We start from the raw sequence: 17,890 nt of genomic DNA on the forward strand, positions 1-17,890 counted from the left end.
GGAGCGGTCGTCTCATCGAACGGACGGGTTTCCGTCCGGTTTCGTCGAGGCGATACCCTCCGGCTCGTGGCTGATATCGAGATTCCCGCTGACATCAAGCCCGCCGACGGACGTTTCGGCGCTGGCCCCTCCAAGGTGCGGACGGAAGCGCTCGACGCGCTGGCCGCCACCGGTACGTCTCTGCTGGGCACGTCCCACCGCCAGGCCCCGGTCAAGAACCTGGTCGGCAAGGTGCGTGAGGGCGTCTCCGCGCTGTTCTCGCTCCCCGAGGGCTACGAGGTCGTCCTCGGCAACGGCGGTTCGACGGCCTTCTGGGACGTCGCGACCCACGGCCTGATCGAGAACAGGTCGCAGCACCTGACCTTCGGCGAGTTCAGCTCGAAGTTCGCGAAGGCGGCCAAGCTGGCGCCGTGGCTGGCCGAGCCGACGGTGATCGCGAGTGACCCCGGCACGCACCCCGAGCCGGCCGCCGAGGCGGGCGTGGACGTGTACGCGTACACGCACAACGAGACGTCGACGGGTGTGGCGGCCCCGATCAAGCGGGTCGCGGGAGCCGACGAAGGTTCCCTCGTCCTCGTCGACGCGACGTCGGGCGCGGGCGGCCTCCCGGTGGACATCACCGAGACGGACGTCTACTACTTCGCCCCGCAGAAGTCCTTCGCCTCCGACGGCGGACTGTGGATCGGCGTGTTCTCCCCGGCCGCGATCGAGCGCGCGGAGCGGATCCACGCGTCCGGCCGCCACGTGCCCGAGTTCTTCTCGCTCCCCACGGCGATCGACAACTCCCGCAAGAACCAGACGTACAACACCCCGGCGCTGTCCACCCTGTTCCTCCTCAACGAGCAGCTTGAGTGGATCAACGGCCAGGGCGGCCTGGCGTGGTCGACGGCCCGCACGAAGGACTCGTCGAGCCGTCTGTACGGCTGGGCGGAGGAGTCGAAGTACGCGACCCCGTTCGTGTCGGACGCCACCAAGCGCTCCCAGGTCATCGGCACGATCGACTTCGCCGACGAGATCGACGCGGCGGCCGTCGCCAAGGTCCTCCGCGCCAACGGCATCGTCGACACCGAGCCCTACCGCAAGCTCGGCCGCAACCAGCTCCGCGTGGCGATGTTCCCGGCGATCGACCCGGCGGACGTCGAGGCGCTGACGAAGTGCGTCGACTACGTCATCGAGAAGCTGTAGTCGTTTCGCCTACGATTCCGGTTCCACGACGACAAAGGGCGCCCCGCGGATCAACCGCGGGGCGCCCTTTGTCGGTGTCCCGTCTCAACGAAGCCAGTCGAGTGACGGTTCGTCTCGTCCAATCCAGTCGCCGCGGGTCGACCGGCCGAGGTCAGGACGAGGGGCTGCGGAGTGTGCGTCTCAACGAAGTTGGTCCGTCCTGGTCAGCCGCTCGGAGTCGACCGGGTTCGTTGAGAACGGACAGTCGGCTCCTAGGAGTTGGGCGGTGCGCGGGTGTCCCGTCTCATGCGGTATGGCCCCGGTCTCGAATGATCTGGTTCAATTCGATCTTCGTCTCGGACGACCTGTTCCGTCGAGGTCGGTGCTGCCTATCCCTGGAGGGTGGGAACGCGCGAGTTTCGTGCCTTCCGGTTGTCACCGGTCGTTGGTGCGGTGTCCGTGCCGGTTTTCGATCTCGGAGCTCCCGTGCCCGCTCCCGCAGTGCCCTCCCCACCCGCTGATCTGCTGACCGTACGGGTACAGGATCCCTACCCGTACTTCGCGTGGCTGCGCCGGCATGCACCCGCCCACCCGGACCGCAGGCCCGGACGTCCCACCGTGTGGCAGATCTCCCGCTACGACGACGTCCGCGCGCTGCTGACCGACGGACGTCTGAGCAAGGAACCCGGCCGTGTGCCCGGTTACGTGCCGGGGCCCGCCGGGCTGAACAGGCACCTCGTCCACGCCGATCCCCCGGACCACACCCGACTGCGGACCCTGGTGAACGCGGCGTTCGTCCCCCGCCGCATCGCACGGCTGGAACCCTTCATCACCGACACCGCGAACCGGCTGCTGGACCGGATCGAACAGCACACCCACGTAGATGTGATCGCGGCGTTCGCGGCACCGCTGACCTTCCGGATGATCTGCGCGATCCTCGGCGTCCCCACGGAGCTGGACAACGCGGCCACCCGCGACACCCTGATGGCCACCATCGCCCCCGCTCCCGGCCTGGATCCGGCCCGGGTGGAAGGCGAACTGCACGCCCTGCTGGACATCCTGATCGCCGGCAAACGCACGAGCGGTGAGCGTGGCGAAGCGGACCTGCTGGGTGCCCTCGTGCGGGCGAGCGACGAGAGCGGCGCGATGAGCGAAGAGGAACTGCGCTCCACCGCCTACCTCCTGCTCCTGGTGGGACACGACACGACCATGAACCTCATCGGCAACGGCGTGCTCGCCCTGCTGAACAACCCCGGCCAGAACGCCCGCCTCACCGGACCACAGACCGGACCCGGCCTCATCACCACGGCCGTCGAGGAACTGCTGCGCTACGACTCCCCGGTCCGCGACGCGACATTCCGCTGCGCCGCAGAGCCGATCAGCCTGCACGGGCAGTTGATCGGCGAGGGAGACATCGTCAGCCTCCTGATCGGCTCCGCCAACCGGGACGGGACCCACTTCCCCCACGCCGACCGCCTCGATGTGAGCCGCACTCCCAACGACCACCTCGCCTTCGGCTACGGACCCCACTTCTGTATCGGCGCCGCACTGGCCCGCCTCGAAGGCAGCGTCGCCTTCCCCCTGCTGCTGCAACGCCTGGGTCCGGTGACGCTGGCCAAGCCCTCCGACGAGCTCCCCTGGCGTCCGGCCCGGGTGATGCGCGGACTGGCCGCACTGCCCGTCGTACGGAACTGACCGCACCCGTCGACCCCGCCGGACCGTCCCCCGACCAGGAGCACACCGGATGGACAGCCACACCCCCGCGACATTGACCGAGCCACGCCCCGGCGTCCTGCTCGTCACCCTCAACAGACCCCACGTCCGCAACGCCGTCGACCAGTCCCTGGCCAACGCCCTGGACGCGGCCCTCACCAGGCTTGAGACCGACCCCTCCCTGACCGTCGGCATCCTCACCGGAGCGGGCGGCCACTTCTGCTCGGGCATGGACCTCAAAGCATTCCCCACCGACGGCGTCCCGGTCGTCGCCCACCGCGGGCTCGCCGGCATAACCCGCGCCCGCCTGCGCAAGCCGCTCATCGCGGCCGTCGAGGGCGCGGCCGTCGCCGGGGGCTTCGAACTCGCCCTCGCCTGCGACCTCATCACCGCCGCCGACACCGCGTTCTTCGCCCTGCCCGAAGTCGCCCGCGGACTCATCGCCGCCGAAGGCGGAGCCATCCGCCTCCCCGGGCGTGTCCCCTACCACGTGGCCATGGAGATGCTCCTGACCGCGGCCCCGCTGCCCGCCCCCGACGCGGCCCGCTACGGACTCGTCAACCAACTCACCGGGGAAGGCGAAGCACTTGACGCAGCCCTCACCCTGGCCGGCCGAGTCCAGGCCCACTCCCGCGACGCCGTCCTCATCACGAAGCAGATCGTCCAGGACACCCGCGGCCTCGACGACCACACCGCCTACACCGTTCAGGACCCCCTCAGCACCCCCGTTTTCACCACCACAGCCGCCACCGAAGGCGCGCACGCGTTCACCGAAAAACGCCGCCCGGCCTGGCACCGGTAAACCTTCCGGGACAGCAGCCACCATCCACAGCCCGGGGACCAGACCAACTGAGATTTTCGCCAACAGCCTGTCTCGAACGACCTGGTCGTCCCAGGACACATGTCCGTGCAAAGACCAGATCATTTGAGACGGGACAGCGGGGTACTCGGTGGTCAACCGGCGCATTTCGCCGACCTGTTGAAACGTGGCTTGGGTGGAGTGAGAGTCCCGCGAAGGAGTGTGGCGTTTCCCGCAGGACCGCGGTACGCGGTCCGGAGCGCTGCTCGACAGGTGCCGCCTGAACGAGCTTCCTGTCACTTGGAGTCTTGGCGTGCGTGGATGAGTCGCCGGGGGCCGCGGCCGACCGCTACACGCTGTCCACTAGTGTCCTGCACATGACGAAGCGGGGGTGGCTGCTGGGTGCCGTGGCAGTGCTGGCGGCGATCTGCGCCTCCGGTCCAGAACTCCCGGAGCTCATCCGCACGGCGTCGGACCTCGGCCCCCTCCCGGCCGACCGCTACGACTACACGCCGCAGGACTACCAACGATCGCAACGGGCATCGGCGTTGCTGGTCCGGCAGTGCATGGCGGAGCGCGGCCACCGGGCCTTCCCGCTCGACCCCCGCTACCCCAGCGACCCCGTCGTCGCCACCGCGGTCGGCACCGACTACGGCGCTCTGGATCTCGCCGCCGCCCGCCGCTGGGGCTATGGCTGGGACCCGGCCAAGTCCCTGGCCCTCCGGCCGAAGGGCCGCCGGATGACCAACGCCGAGTATGCGGACTTCCCCGCCTGCAACGCTGAGGCGAGCCAGCGGCTGCTGCGCGGAATCGACGTCAAGCGGGACTGGCTCTACGCACGTACACGGGCGACCGAGGTCGACAAGGCGGTCAAGCGCGACCCGCGCCTCCTCGCGGCTTGGGACGTGTGGTCCCGCTGTGTGGCAGAACAAGGATTCACGCGCTACCCCGACCCCGTCGCGGCGTACACGGACACCGCCTGGCAGCGGGACAGTGACGGCAACACCCGGCATACGCAACGGGAACGGGCCACCGCCGTCGCGGACGTCACCTGCAAGCGCCGCCACCACACGGCCGAGCTCTGGCACACTGCACGGGCACAGCAGCAGGCCGTGGACATCACACGGCACCACGACCGCTACGCCGCCGGGCTGCAGGCGCTGCGCACGTATCGGGCCACCATCGCCGAGGTGCTACGGAAGCTCGGCCAGCGGGGCGCCGACGCATCACTGTGAGTCCCGCGAGAGCCGACGGACACGTGGCCGCTGCCCGGCTGACTCCGGCGGGGTCAGAACTGCCGGAGGAAGCCGTGCCAACTCTCGCGGGAGACAGTGAGCAGAGGGCCGTCTTCCGGTTGCTTGCTGTCGCGAACGGCGCGGCCGTGGGCTGCGGTGTCGGCGACCTCGACGCAGGCGTTCTCCTGCCCGGAGTACGAGGACTTCCAGAAAGGGCTTACAACCTTGGTCACGATGTGTCTTCCTTCAAGCTCCGCAGTACGCCCCGGATGAGCTTCGCGCTCGCGTCCGGTGTCAACGCTGACGATCGTAGTAGGTCGTATGCATTGGCGTAAGCGGCAAGATCCTCAGCCCCTTCAAGAACCGAGGTGCCTCGCAGGTTGTCCATGGCGACGGCTTCGACCGTCGGTTCCTCGTCGAAGCTGAAGGAGTAGAAGGCGGAGGAGTAACCGGCCAGGACTCCCGCGCTGAACGGCAGCACCTGCACCGTGACGTTCTTCCGCTTCCCGATCTCAAGGATCGCAGACAGTTGCTCCTGGTGAATCTCGACGCTCACCAACGGGTGCGCGACGACGCCCTCCCAGAGAATGACTGAGTACGACGCCCCGCCCTCGTCGATCTTCGCCTGTCGCCCCATCCGTACCTTCACCAGCTGGTCGATCCGCTCCGGTTCCAGGTAGTGGGGACCGCCTGCAATAACCGACTCCGCGTAGGCCGGAGTTTGCAGGAGTCCCGGAACCGTGACCGGCTGCCACTCGCGGATGTAGGTCGCGTCATCCTCCAACGCGATGTGGTCGACGTAGTCCGGCCGCAGGTGTGCGGCATGCTCTAGCCACCAGCCCCGGTTCTTCGAGTTCTTCGCCAACTCCTCTAGCTTGGCCCGCTCTTGCCGGTCGGTAATGCCGTACGCATCAAGCAGCAACCGCACTTCGATCACGCGCGGGGTGGCGTGACCACTCTCAACGCGGCTGATCCTGGCCTGACTTGATGCGATCACGTCGGCGGCCTGCGGCTGGTCGAACTTGGCAGCCAGCCTGTACTGCCTGAGTGCCGTACCCAAGCGCCTACTGCGCACCGTCGGCCGTCCACCTGCGGGCATGGGCCCTCCCCTCGTCTGCGGCCACGATGCCACACAGAGCGTCAACCTCAGGGCCGCATCACTCGATCGAGTGACACTCATGAATATATTCGTCGATTCGCATTGCGTAGATCGCGTATCCAGCTCTAGTTTCTTGAACGCGCCGCAGCGCAACCCACCTTGACGGCACGTCAGGACGGAGTTCCCCCATGCCCGCGTCCGAGAGCTTCCGCATCCCCAAGCACCGCCGGCACGTCCCCACCGCCCGCCAACGCGTCCGCAAGACCCTCGCGGACTGGGGCATCACCGACGAACTCGCCGACGCCGTAACCCTGTTGGCGAACGAACTCGTCACCAACGCCGTGACCCACTGCCGGGTCCCCCACTCCCAGATCAAGGTCGAACTCACCCTCGACGAAAAGGAGTTGGTCCTTGAGGTATCCGACCCGGACCGGGACAGACTCCCCCGACCTCACGACTCGACCCCGGACGAGGAAGGCGGCCGCGGCCTCGCGCTCGTCGCCTCGCTGGCCGCCAACTGGGGATGCCGACAGGAGCCGTACGCGAAGTGCGTGTGGGCCCATTTCGCACTGGAGGGGGCTCATGTTCCGGCGACTTTATGAGGCGGCGGCCCGCATGCTCACGCCCCGAACTTCCCCGCCGCCCCGAACTCCCCTACTTGACACGGACCTTGGGGGAGAGGTCCGGACGCCCGACCCGTACGTATGGCGACTCCCCACCCCGCACGACGCCCGCTGGAAGCGCTGGCACAAACGCTCACGCGCGGCCGGCCGGCACCTGCCCTTCCCGCTCGACGAACCCTGTTGGCAACTCCCGCCCGATCCCCAACAGCCGCTCCAGCAAGCCGAGTACGACACGGCACGCCCCTACGTCACACTCCTATAAGCCGGTCAGGATCCGCGACAGGAGACGCAGATGCATATCGCCCTCATCCTCGCGAGCGGCATCGCCTGGACGATCGTGTACGTCGAAGCGATCCGCATCGGGTTCCGCGAACGCACCTATGCCATGCCTGCCGTAGCGCTGGGTCTCAACTTCGCGTGGGAGTGGACGTACGCGGTGCACAACCTGGCCTTCGACCCGTCGGTCCAGGGCGGTATCAACCTGGTGTGGGGCATCGCCGACGCGGTCATCGTGTACACGTTCTTCCGGTACGGCCGCGCCGAGTTCCCGTCGTTCGTCACGGCGCGGATGTTCGGCGGCCTGAGCGTGCTGCTGTTCGGGATGTCGTTCGCCGTGCAGTGGCTGTTCCTGGCGAAGTTCGGCGCGGAGGACGGGGCCGGCTACTCGGCGTTTCTCCAGAACCTGCTGATGTCCGCCCTGTTCATCGCGATGTTCGTCGCGCGGCGCGGGCTGCGTGGACAGTCGGTGACGATCGCGGTGGCCAAGTGGCTCGGCACGCTCGCGCCCACGATTCTCTTCGGCGCCCTTCAGCACGACGGGTTCCTGCTCGGGCTCGGCATCATGTGCAGCGTGCTGGACCTCGTCTACATGTGGTTGTGCGTGGGGGCGAGGCGGGACGGCCGGGACGGTGAGGTGGTCGACTCGGCTCCGGTACAGCGCGCCGGCGTGGGTGACGCCGGGGTGACGGAGCGGGCCGACGGGTTCGTGGATTCCTGAAGGCCACATGAGGCTTCGCCAGGGCGAAGGGCTCGGGGAGCTCATGGAGGTGATCGAGCGGTCTACCCCGGTCGGTCCGGCGCGGCGGCTGCGACTTCAGGCGGACGCTCGGTACAGCCTGGGCACGGTCGTGGGAATCGGCGCTTCCTGGGACGGTGTCCTGCTGGAACCTTGCCCCGGACGGGGATCAACGCGACGGCACGGACGGAGGATCAACTGGCCGTCGGCCGTGGAACAACAAGGCCCGCGTCCTCGGACGGCTCAGACTGATCCCCTTTTAAGGGACCGTCTGAGCCGTCCTGGGAGCGATGGTGGAACGGTCTTCAGTTGACGGGGCTGGATCCGTCGACGGGGTTGGTTCCGGCGAGGATGTTGGTCAGGGGGCCGTAGCCCTCGCCCTGGATGTCGACGTAGTCGACGGCGTCTCCGAGGTCGGACAGGGGCACGGTCCAGCTGTAGGTGTATCCGTTGACGGTGGGCGGGATGTAGGCGACGGAGTTCCACGACCAGTCCCCGGCGGTGGTTCCGGCGTAGACCAGGAGGGTCGAGTTCTCGATGAGCCAGTGCGCGCAGAAGTTCCCGTCCCAGTACAGCTGGGTGTCGGTGAGGCCCGGGAACCAGCAGGACTCCGTGTCGCCGTTGGGCCACCAGTACTTGCAGGAGGCGCAGGGGCCGGGTGGGGAGATCTCGACGCGGCGGAAGGAGTAGGGGACCAGGAAGTCCGCGGAGTACGTGATGGTCCCGGCTCCGTGGGTGATCTTGACGTTCGTGACGCTGTGGCCGCCTGGCAGCGACAAGGTGGTGACGCCGACGGCGTTGCTGGAGCCGGAGAGATCACCGCTGGCACCCTGTGCGACGACCTTCAGCGTGTAGGACGTTCCGCCGGGTGTCAGGCCGCCGATCGTGACCTTGGTCGTGGACGCCGGGAGGCTCGCCGTGACCTGGCCGTTGAGGTACACCAGGTAGTTGGCGACGTTCGCCCCCGGTGTCCAACTGAGGCCGGCGGAGGAGTAGTCGGAACTGGTGACGGTCAGTCCGGAGGGCGCGGAGGGCGGGGCCGACCCGGAGATGTAGGCGTCCGAGGCGGCCACCGCGGGGGTGCCGCCGGGTACCGCGGCCTCTTCGGCCGACAGGTAGGAGGGGAGGGTGTCGTAGGGGTTGGAGAGGACGTCGTCGGTGATGTAGACGTAGCCGGCGCCGCGGGTCTGGGAGGTCTCGTCGACCAGGGAGACCTTGTCGGCGGGGACACCGAAGACGATGTGCCAGATCTTCTTTGGGTCCGCCGGGGTCCAGTCGAGAGCCTGGTACCCGCCGCCCTCGTAGGTGTCGTAACTGCCTTCGAAGGTGAGCAGGACATCGGCGCTGTTCTCATAGCACTGGGGCACCACGGCGCCGGGGTTGAGGACGGTCATGGCGCCGGGGTGGTGGAGCTTCTCGTACTGGTTGACCACGTCGTAGACGGCCGGGAACTCGTTGCCCGTGCCGCACTGGTTGTAGCCGTCGTCGAAGAAGATGCCGTCCATCGAGCTGCCGTACATGGCGTACCAGGCGTTGATGTCCTGCTCGATCTGCGCGACCCAGTCGGCGGTGGCCGTCGAACCGAGCCGGGTGGTCATGCCGGTCTGGCCCAGATAGCCGGTATCGACGTAGCCCAGGACGCGTTTGCCCGAGGCATGGGTGCGGTCGATCACGTCGGTCCACGCGTCGACGACCTGCGAACCGGGGCCGTTCAGGACGTTCGCGACCGCGATGCCGACCTTGTCCGACGGCGCCCCGACCAGCGTGTTCCAGTCCCCCGGGTCACCTCCGGGGTTGATGTACGAGGGGACCGCGACCACTTGACCGCCGCTGCCGGCCGTGCCGCCCCAGGTGGCGAGTTCGTCGGCGAGGAGCTGCTCCAACTCGGTCGACAGTTCGCCGACTGTCTGCGCGGCATTGCCGACCGTGGCTCCGAACCGTGAGGCGAACGACGGCGCCTTGGCCACCAGCCAGGTGCCGAGTTTCTTCCAGAGCGGAGGCAGGGACACCTTGGCCCAAGGGACGAAGTACTTCTCCCACGCGTAACCGGCGACCGCTCCGGCCAGTGCCGAGAGAATGATGTCACGCCACGCCTCGGGGGTGTCCAGGTCCTTGTTGGCCGCGTGGATGATGAAGGCTGCGACACCGCCCTGCATAACGCCGTAGAGGGGTGTGCAGACGAGCGGGATGATCGCGGCACCCCAGCCGCTGGCCGTCATGAGCGAGATGCAGGCCATCCGGAACGCGGCGCCTATCACGAAACCGACCGCAATGGCCGCGAACTTCACCAACCAGCTGGCGGATGTCTGCACTTCGGCGGACGAGACGTCGAGAGTGAAACTGCTGCCGTCGGCGACCATGGTCAAGGTGCCGTCGAAATCCGTGCCGTCCCACTCCGTGGCGTCGATACCGCTACCGGTGACCGGATACTCCGACATATCCTGCTGGACCGCGGCGCTCAGGCTGCCGGCCTTGGTGATCTCCGCCTGCATGTCGGGCACGACCGTCTTCACGACGGCCGGATCTATGCCGAAGTCCGACGCGTTGACGGTGAGGGCGAAGTCGCCGGTGGCCGCGTCCGTGGACGTCGTGACCGCCGTCGACGTCGTGGCTGCCGTGGCCGCCTGTACGGGCGGCCCGGTGACGAAGAGTCCCGTGACGACCGCCAAGGACGTCACTATGACAATCGCGCGAGAGCACCATCGGACGAACCCGCCGATTCCGATACTTCTTCCCACTGATACGCCTCCATATGAAACACGTTCAAAACTGGGGCACGACAGACGAAAGAGATGGACCCGGCGTTTTTACCGACGCCTACCGGCGCCGCATCACAACACTTATTCCGTGAATCATTGATTAACAGGGAATGAAGCGCCCCACCTGTCACGCACCGACCGGGCCACGCAAATGTTGTTGCTAATTGGACCGTATAGTCCGACCGGAACAATGGTCAACAAAATCTCTAATTTTTCCACATTGAGAAACTTAATCTCAATGGGCCGATGCTTACGGTGATGAAGTGGTCGACGCCACCGGGGGATCGGGGCGGCAAGGGAGGCGGTTCAGCCGGCACCGTTTCGCACGAGTGCTTGATCGACTGACCGACACATTTCGGTTGATCTGGACGGTCGCGAGCGGTACGCCGTCCTGCTCACCACTCACACACGAGTCGGCACGGGCGTCGGCACTCCGTGAGCCCCCCGCCACCGTCCGCGGGAAGCCGACCGGCCCCGAGATCCACGCCCACGCGCGACGACCGACCACGGGCGCGGAGGACAAACACGCGGCGAAGCCACTGCGCCACAAGCGCCCTTTCCTACAAGAGGTATTGGTCTCGCTGGCGCACAAGGCGATGCGGACGCCGACGTTCACCATGAGGTGCGGCCCGTGGACGAGAAGGGAACGGGCTAGCCTTCACCACCCGCATTCGTCAGCGTGTCCACGATCATGCGGGTGGCGAAGTCCGGGTTGTCGGCGATGCGGTTGATGTGTTCCGCGAGCAGGAACGCCGTGGCTTCCAGGGGAGTCATCTCCTCCTTGGTCCAGTCGCCGTACTGCTGACGCCACAGGTTGGGGCTCAGTTCGGTACCGGCGGCGATCACCAGGCCGGCCATCATGGGATCGTCGCCGCTTCGCCGCAAGGACCGTTCTTCGTGTTCCAGCGGGCGGAGGGCTATCGGCCGCCGGTGTGGCCGCCGGCCGAAGGGGAACAGCGCCCGATGATGCACTTCGACTTCCAGGTAGGCGATCTGGACTCGGCGGCCGCCGAGGCGGTCACCCTGGGCGCCAAGCTGGCGAAGTCCCAGCCGCAGAAGAACGTCCGGGTCCTCTTCGACCCGGCCGGCCATCCCTTCTGCCTGTGCCTCGACGAGGGCTGACCGGCTGGAACAGCCCCGGACGGCAGCCGCGAGAGGGCCCGCGCTACGAGACGCCGAGGTCCCGCCGAACCCGCGTGACGATCCGCCTCGCCTCGGCGCCGTACACGGCGGACGCGGTGTGTGTCTCCCAGACCCTTCGGTGCAGCGCGATCGCCTCGGGGTCATCGAGCCAGTGCTCGGCGTGCCAGCCCTCGATCACGACGAGACGCTCGTCCACCATCGTGAAGCCGTTGCCGATCACCAGCGGGAGCACGGCGTCGAACGGCACGATCCCGAGGCGGACGGTGTCCAGGTCCAACACCTCGATAATCCGGTCCAGTTGAGCCACCATGACCTCGCGCGAACCGACCCGGGCACGCAGTACCCCCTCCCAGACCAACTGGTGCGGTTCCTTGCCGGGGAGACGCAACCACTCCTGGCGTTTCATTCGCGTGCGTACCGCGTCGGCCGTGTCCTTGGGGGTGTTCATCAATTCCGCGAGGCCCCCGAAGACGCATCGCGCGTAGTCGGCGGTCTGGAACAGGCCTGGAACGGTGCTCGGCTGCCAGGCCCGTCATCGGAAGGACAGGGAGCCGCTGCGGTTCACCACGGAGGAGTTGTGCGTCGCCGGGATCGACCCGGCGCGGTTCGGGCTGGGTATCTGAGCCGCACGACCCCACCGACTCCCGATCACCCGTCCCGGTCGGCCTCGCCTTGACCCCAACTCGCGCTGGCCGGACGGAATTTCATCATCCCTGGAACAGAGAAACCCCGAACAGGACCAGCCCCGGTGCACCACCACGCCTACCTGTGGACCGGACCGAAAGCCCGCTTCGACCAGGAGGCACTACGCAGACCTCCCACCCCGACCCACCCCCACCCGGCAGCCGCCCGGAGTTGATCCAGCGATACCGAGAAGTGGCGGCGGAGTTCCCCACCTCCGACCTGCCCCCGCTGGAAACCTCGTACTGGCTGGTCAAACCGCCCTCACTGGTACGCGGAACATGGGCGGTACCCGCCGACGCGGCAGCCTGGCTCGGTGAGCAACTCGGCGCGTACACAAACCGGTTCGCGAACGACGCTCACCGCGGCACAGCCCACCTCGCCGCCCTCGGCACCTCGGCCACCGCACGGCTGGCCTCCGGCCACGACTCGTCGTACGGCTTCCATCTCGAACGGCCGGCCTGTCTGTCCCTCGCCCTCGTCACCTGCTCCCCGAACCGAGCCAGGCCCAACCTGGCCTGTCCGCTCGGCAGTTGAGACGGGGGCCCGCAGCCCGCCATACGGCTGCCTGATCTCTGGGACTCCCGAACTCAACGGCTGACGCCCGCGCTTGCGCTCGGACACGAGGTCCCGACGAAACCGGGACAGGGTGCGGCTGTCTGGCCGCCGGCCGTGAACTGTCCGGCGTTCTCCTCATGGGTGCCTTCCTCACGCAGGATCTGCTGCTGAGGCGGACGAACCGGAGGAGCGAGCGGGCTTGATCCTCAAGGCGTGAGGCATCCCCTCCCCATGGCAGACTCCCCGCATGCCGGATTTCTGGGTGAGCGACCAGGGCGACAAGTACCACGGCTGGGAGGGGTGCAGGGCCCTCGAAGGGCACAACGTGACGCGGTACGACACAGAGGATGCCGCTCGGTCCGCCGCCACGAAACACGCCCGGTGCGAGGCCCACGCGTGCTTCGCCCGGGGGCGCGGTGCGGGACTCGCCCGGTTGCCGGAGCAGGCCCTCAAGGATCCGAAGGGTCTGAAGGAATTGAACGGTCCGAACTGCCCGGCCCTACATGACCAGCCGGCCGACGACTGAGCTCCCAACGCCGTTCAGCGGCCTCGGCGCCGTTACCGCCCACGGCTGCGAGAACACACGCCGAGCCGCACGGCCACCCCCGTTCCCTCTCTCACATCGCCGTACAGGTCACACTCGGCACAGCCCCGCCCCCCGGCGCACCTCCGAACCCGAAGCCGGCCGAAGCCCCCGCCCCCACACTCCCGTTGTGATCCGCGTTCACCGCGGTCACGCTCGCCCCGCTCTGTGTGTACGTCGCGTTCCACATGTTCGTGATCTGCTGGGTGCCTCCCCAAGTCCACTTCACCTGCCAGGACTTGAGTGCGGACGCCCCCGTGTTCGTCACCGTCACGGCCGCGTTGAAACCGCTGCCCCAGTCGCTGGTGACGGTGTAGGCCGCCGCGCAGGACGCGGTACTGCCACCGCCGCCCGTTCCGCCACCCGTGCCCGTTCCCGTGCTCGGGAACAGCGGTGCCTTCACTCCGGCCAGATAGCCGTCCTTCACCGTGTCCACGGTCAGCCAGTCGTCCTTCAGGATTCCGCCCGTGTCACCGGAGTTGGGATTCCACGACCAGAAGGTCCAGGAGAAGCTGTCGGCGCCGTACGTCGAGGTCGGGCGGAGGTAACCCACCAGCGCCGCGAGCCACTTCTGGTCCACCGTCGACGCCAGCGTCGTGCCGAACTCCCCCACCCACACGGGCGCGAGATTCTGCCGGAAGAGGTAGCCCCAGTACTTGTCCCACACCGCGGGCATGTTGGCCGGGAAGGTCGGATCGCTGAACCAGCTCTGCTGGGCCACGCTCGTGGCGTAGTCGTGCGCGGAGTAGACGACCCGCCCCGGCACGCTCAACTCCACCGGATACTGGCCCGCGCCCATCAGGTTGCCGCCCCACCAGCCCGAGACACCGGCGTACGTCTGCACGCCCTCGACGAAGATCAGCAGGTCCGGGTTGACCGACAGCACGGCGTCGCCCGCGCGTTCCGCCGCGAGCCGCCAGTCGACGGAGATGTCCCCGCAGCCCCAACACGCCGGATCGTGCGGCTCGTTGTGGAGGTCGATGCCGATGACCGTCGACTGGCCCGCGTAACGGGCCGCCAGCGAGCGGAGGTTGGCGATCCACGTCGACTCCGGTACGGCCGCCGTGTACCAGAGGGCCGACTGCCCGCCCGCGTCCGGGCGATGCCGGTCGAGGATGACCTTCAGGCCGTCCTGACCGGCGTAGGCCACGATCCTGTCCATGATCTGGAGGGAGTTGAGGCCCTGGAGGTCGGCGTTCTTGCCGCTGGAGAAGTCGATGCTGTTGGGGACGGTCGACGTCTTGAAGATGTCGTCGCTGTAGGGCAGCCGGATCGTGTTGTAGCCCAGCGACCTCATCTGGTCGATCATGCTTTTGTAGTCGCGTGACCAGAGGCCGTGGACCACGTAGTTGGCGGTCTCGAAGCCGAACCAGTTGACGCCGGCGATCCGGACCGGCTGCCCGGCCGCGTCGAGGATCTGCCGACCGCTGGTGTGCCAGTAGCCGGCGCCGGGCGCGTCGGCGGCACGCGCCGTGTGAACTCCGGCCAACGGCAGCAGAAGTACCGCGACGGCGACGCACAGCCAGCTTCTGAATCTGCGGAGCAGGAACATGGAGGGCACTCGCTGCTTCCTCTCGGGAGGCGCGGGTCCGGAACGGATGGGAGCGCTCCCACTACCCGGTGTCTCCATGGAAGCCACATCGCGTGGACACGTCAAGCCAATGGACGGGCAGGATCCGACTCGGCTCGACCCGACTGGACCGACCGGACCGACTTGGCCGACTCGGCCGACTCGGCCGACCGGACCGCCTAGCGGCTGAGCCTGCGGAACCTCCGCACAGCCAACGGCAGGAACACCAACGTCAACGCCGCCGGCCACACCCCCGCCAACAGCAACGCGTGCTGCTCCGGCCACGACGCCCCCTGACCCGTCGGTGCGCCGAAGAGCGCCCGGGTCGCGCCGGCCGTGGAGGAGAGCGGGTTCCAGAGGGCCGCCTGGCCCAGCCAATGGGGCATCTGCTGCGGGGAGACGTAGATGCTGGAGATCATCGTCAGTGGGAAGACGATCGCGAAGAGGCCGCCCACCTGCTCGGGGCCCGGGAGCAGCAACCCCAGCCAGACGCCCACCCAGATGAGCGCGAAGCGAAGGGAGAGGAGGAGTACGACCGCCTTCGCGAAGCCGAGCACCGAGCCCGGGAAGGGGCCCTCGCCGAACTCCGGGCGCCAGCCCATGCCGTAGGCCGTGGCCATCATGATGCCCAACTCCGCGCAGGCGACGACGAGATCGGTCGCGCCGCGCCCCGCGACCACCGCCGACGGCGCCATCGGCATGGAACGGAACCGGTCGATGACGCCCTTCTTCGCGTCGTTCACGAAGATCGTCGCTGTCGAGACGAAGCCCATGGCCACCGTCATCACGAACATGCCCGGCATCAGGAACGCCTTGTAGTCGCCGCCGCCCGGCACCCGCATCGCCTTGCCGAAGACGTACCCGTACAGCAGCACGGACAGGATCGGGAAGCCCAACTGCCAGAGGATGCTGACGGGTTGGCGACGGTAGTGGGTCAGGCCGCGGCGGACCACGTTCCAGCAGTCCGCGATCGTCCAGAAGACACGGCCGTGTTGGGGGCGTCTGCGGTACGTCCGCCCGGTGCCGTCCGCCGTCGTCGCGCCGCCGCTCATACCGCCGCCCCCTCGATCTCCGTTTCCGGCGCCGGTTCTTCCTCCGTACGGCGGCCCGTCAGCCGTAGGAACACGTCGTCCAGGCTGGGGCGGCGCAGGCCGATGTCCTCGACCGGGATGCCGTAGTGCTGGAGGTAGCGGGCCACCTCGGTCAGGGAGCCGACTCTGTCGACCACCGGTGCGTGGACTCTCAACTCGCCCATGTCGGCCTCGGGTTGGCCGCCGTGGGCGACCCGGGCGACCGCCTGGAGCGCGTACGGGATGTGGGCCGGCTCGCGCACCACGACCTCCACGCGGTCGCCGCCGACGCGGTTCTTGAGGCCGTCGAGGGTGTCGTCGGCGATGGCCCGGCCCTGGTCGATGACGGTGATGCGGGAGGCCAGCCGGTCGGCCTCCTCCAGGTACTGGGTGGTGAGGAGGACCGTGGTGCCGTCCGCCACCAACTGCCGTACCGATTCCCAGACTTCGCCCCGGCTGCGCGGGTCGAGGCCGGTGGTCGGTTCGTCGAGGAAGAGGACGGCCGGGGCCAGGATCATCGACGCCGCGAGGTCCAGCCGGCGGCGCATGCCACCGCTGTAGCCGCCCGCGCCCTTGTCGGCGGCGGCCTCCAGGTCAAACTGGCGCAGGAGTTGGGCCGCCCTCAACTTGGCCCGCTTGCGGCCGAGATGGAAGAGGCGGCCGAACATCTCCAGGTTCTGCCGGCCGGTGAGGATCTCGTCGATCGCCGCGTACTGGCCGGTGAGCCCGATCCGGGTGCGGACCTGGCGGGGCTGGCGGGCCACGTCGAGACCGGCGACGGTCGCCCGGCCGCCGTCGAGCCGGACGAGCGTGGAGAGGATGCGTACGGCGGTGGTCTTGCCGGCGCCGTTCGGGCCGAGCAGCCCGTGCACGGTGCCCTCGCGCACGGCCAGGTCGAAGCCGTCGAGGGCGCGTTTGTCGCCGTAGCGCTTCTCCAGCGCCTCGGCCTCCACGACGTACCCGTCGCTCACGCGGACCCCTCCCTCCCGTACCGAGCGTTCCAGACAACGCGAACTGCGTGCACCGTATCCGATGGCGCGTACGGTGTACTCGGTTTTCGCCCCGCGACCTAGACTCCCCCGCATGACGAGCACGACGAGCAGGCCCGCCAACTCGGCGGAATCCAGCGGCAGTGGTGACATCGGCCGCACCCTCGAACTGCTGTGGGACACCGGCCCCCGGCCGAGCCGCGGCCCGAAACCGGGCCTGAGCGTCGACCGGATCGTGGACGCGGCCATCCGTATCGCGGACGAGGAGGGGCTCGACGCGGTCTCCATGCGGCGCGTGGCCACCGAACTGGGCACGGGCGCCATGTCGTTGTACCGGTACGTGCCGGGGAAGGCCGAACTCCTCGACCTCATGCTGGACCGCGTCCGCTTCCCGGACCGCCTCAACGACGTGGAGGGCGGCGGCAGTTGGCGTACGGCCCTGGAGACCGCCGCCCGCGACGCCCTCGCCGTCCACCGCCGCCACCCCTGGCTGCTGCGCGTCAACCAGTCCCGCCCGCTGCTCGGCCCCCGCGCCCTCGCCACCCTGGAGCACCTGCTCGCCCGCATCCGCCCGATGGGCCTGACCGACCCGGAACTCGTCTCGACGGTCGTCATGATCGACGGCTATGTCGTCGGCGCCGCCCGCACCCAGGTCCACCAGGAGGAGGCGGCCCGCTCCACCGGCCTCACCGACGCGGAGTTCTACGGCGCCCAGGTCCCGGCGCTGGAGAAGGCCATGGCGACCGGCGCGTACCCGACCCTCGCGTCACTGTCCGCCGACACGTTCACCGCCGGCTTCGACCACTTCGAGTTCGGGCTCGGGCGCATCCTGGACGGGCTGGAGGTCGTCGTCCAACAGCGGGGCGGGGCAAGCGAGTTCGCTTGAGAC

General features: G+C 68.2%; 16 protein-coding genes and 4 pseudogenes. 12 read left to right on the plus strand and 8 right to left on the minus strand.

All coding sequences use genetic code 11. The features are described 5' to 3' along the window. The first annotated feature begins 66 nt into the window (after positions 1-66). From serC to ACIRRY_RS21355, 4 genes are all read left to right on the plus strand, one after another. Positions 67-1,185, plus strand: a complete 1,119-nt coding sequence (gene serC, locus ACIRRY_RS21340; RefSeq protein WP_403974946.1) for a phosphoserine transaminase — start codon at positions 67-69, stop codon at positions 1,183-1,185. Positions 1,186-1,650: 465 nt separating this feature from the next. Further along, positions 1,651-2,859 (plus strand): cytochrome P450, encoded by a 1,209-nt coding sequence (locus tag ACIRRY_RS21345; protein ID WP_403974948.1) that lies wholly within the window; start codon positions 1,651-1,653, stop codon positions 2,857-2,859. 49 nt (positions 2,860-2,908) lie between these two features. Next, positions 2,909-3,679 (plus strand): crotonase/enoyl-CoA hydratase family protein, encoded by a 771-nt coding sequence (locus tag ACIRRY_RS21350; protein ID WP_403974951.1) that lies wholly within the window; start codon positions 2,909-2,911, stop codon positions 3,677-3,679. 374 nt (positions 3,680-4,053) lie between these two features. Next, complete coding sequence (locus ACIRRY_RS21355; protein WP_403974953.1) at positions 4,054-4,911, plus strand: hypothetical protein; 858 nt, start codon at positions 4,054-4,056, stop codon at positions 4,909-4,911. 53 nt (positions 4,912-4,964) lie between these two features. On the opposite strand, the gene ACIRRY_RS21360 is transcribed toward ACIRRY_RS21355, so the two are convergent. Then, positions 4,965-5,144, minus strand: coding sequence for a DUF397 domain-containing protein (locus ACIRRY_RS21360; protein WP_403974955.1), 180 nt, complete (start codon positions 5,142-5,144; stop codon positions 4,965-4,967). Then, entirely contained in the window at positions 5,141-6,010 is an 870-nt protein-coding gene (locus tag ACIRRY_RS21365) for a helix-turn-helix domain-containing protein (RefSeq protein WP_403974957.1), read from the minus strand. The genes ACIRRY_RS21360 and ACIRRY_RS21365 overlap by 4 nt, the downstream gene beginning before the upstream one ends. Before the next feature lie 188 nt (positions 6,011-6,198). On the opposite strand from ACIRRY_RS21365, the gene ACIRRY_RS21370 reads away from it, so the two are divergent. Genes ACIRRY_RS21370 through ACIRRY_RS21380 form a run of 3 tightly spaced genes read left to right on the plus strand, consistent with a single transcriptional unit; the run spans position 6,199 to position 7,630 of the window. Beyond that, a complete protein-coding gene (locus ACIRRY_RS21370; RefSeq protein WP_403974960.1) occupies positions 6,199-6,612 on the plus strand; it encodes an ATP-binding protein in 414 nt (137 codons plus the stop codon). Continuing rightward, a complete protein-coding gene (locus tag ACIRRY_RS21375) occupies positions 6,593-6,895 on the plus strand; it encodes a hypothetical protein (protein ID WP_403974962.1) in 303 nt (100 codons plus the stop codon). Before ACIRRY_RS21370 ends, ACIRRY_RS21375 begins: the two co-directional genes overlap by 20 nt. A 30-nt stretch (positions 6,896-6,925) precedes the next feature. Beyond that, positions 6,926-7,630, plus strand: coding sequence for a hypothetical protein (locus ACIRRY_RS21380; protein ID WP_403974964.1), 705 nt, complete (start codon positions 6,926-6,928; stop codon positions 7,628-7,630). A gap of 323 nt (positions 7,631-7,953) precedes the next feature. Here ACIRRY_RS21380 and ACIRRY_RS21385 read toward each other — a convergent pair whose 3' ends face one another. Both ACIRRY_RS21385 and ACIRRY_RS21390 read right to left on the minus strand, forming a co-directional pair. After that, a complete protein-coding gene (locus ACIRRY_RS21385; RefSeq protein WP_403974967.1) occupies positions 7,954-10,317 on the minus strand; it encodes a spherulation-specific family 4 protein in 2,364 nt (787 codons plus the stop codon). A gap of 741 nt (positions 10,318-11,058) precedes the next feature. Next, positions 11,059-11,271 (minus strand): annotated as a pseudogene (locus ACIRRY_RS21390) (hypothetical protein); the annotation flags it as partial. 33 nt (positions 11,272-11,304) lie between these two features. Between ACIRRY_RS21390 and ACIRRY_RS21395 the strand changes: the two are divergent. Then, entirely contained in the window at positions 11,305-11,529 is a 225-nt protein-coding gene (locus ACIRRY_RS21395) for a VOC family protein (protein WP_403974970.1), read from the plus strand. 43 nt (positions 11,530-11,572) lie between these two features. On the opposite strand, the pseudogene ACIRRY_RS21400 reads toward ACIRRY_RS21395, so the two are convergent. Continuing rightward, positions 11,573-12,070: pseudogene (locus tag ACIRRY_RS21400) on the minus strand (DUF5753 domain-containing protein); the annotation flags it as partial. 16 nt (positions 12,071-12,086) lie between these two features. Between ACIRRY_RS21400 and ACIRRY_RS21405 the strand changes: the two are divergent. From ACIRRY_RS21405 to ACIRRY_RS21415, 3 genes and pseudogenes are all read left to right on the plus strand, one after another. After that, positions 12,087-12,173 (plus strand): annotated as a pseudogene (locus tag ACIRRY_RS21405) (DUF397 domain-containing protein); the annotation flags it as partial. Positions 12,174-12,298: 125 nt separating this feature from the next. Continuing rightward, a pseudogene (locus tag ACIRRY_RS21410) lies at positions 12,299-12,768 on the plus strand (hypothetical protein). A 268-nt stretch (positions 12,769-13,036) separates the two neighbouring features. Next, positions 13,037-13,315: a hypothetical protein gene (locus ACIRRY_RS21415; protein WP_403974973.1), complete on the plus strand. Its 279-nt coding sequence runs from the start codon at positions 13,037-13,039 to the stop codon at positions 13,313-13,315. A gap of 91 nt (positions 13,316-13,406) precedes the next feature. Here the strand turns inward: ACIRRY_RS21415 and ACIRRY_RS21420 are convergent, their stop codons facing one another. From ACIRRY_RS21420 to ACIRRY_RS21430, 3 genes are all read right to left on the minus strand, one after another. Further along, positions 13,407-14,924: a cellulase family glycosylhydrolase gene (locus tag ACIRRY_RS21420; protein ID WP_403975572.1), complete on the minus strand. Its 1,518-nt coding sequence runs from the start codon at positions 14,922-14,924 to the stop codon at positions 13,407-13,409. A gap of 197 nt (positions 14,925-15,121) precedes the next feature. Beyond that, entirely contained in the window at positions 15,122-15,994 is an 873-nt protein-coding gene (locus ACIRRY_RS21425; protein WP_403974975.1) for an ABC transporter permease, read from the minus strand. Beyond that, positions 15,991-16,983, minus strand: coding sequence for an ATP-binding cassette domain-containing protein (locus ACIRRY_RS21430; RefSeq protein WP_403974978.1), 993 nt, complete (start codon positions 16,981-16,983; stop codon positions 15,991-15,993). The genes ACIRRY_RS21425 and ACIRRY_RS21430 overlap by 4 nt, the downstream gene beginning before the upstream one ends. Before the next feature lie 112 nt (positions 16,984-17,095). On the opposite strand from ACIRRY_RS21430, the gene ACIRRY_RS21435 reads away from it, so the two are divergent. Further along, complete coding sequence (locus tag ACIRRY_RS21435) at positions 17,096-17,887, plus strand: TetR/AcrR family transcriptional regulator (protein ID WP_403974981.1); 792 nt, start codon at positions 17,096-17,098, stop codon at positions 17,885-17,887. The last annotated feature ends 3 nt before the right edge of the window (positions 17,888-17,890 follow it).

Source organism: Streptomyces sp. NPDC101776 (genome assembly GCF_044766845.1).
Taxonomy (GTDB): Bacteria; Actinomycetota; Actinomycetes; order Streptomycetales; family Streptomycetaceae; genus Streptomyces.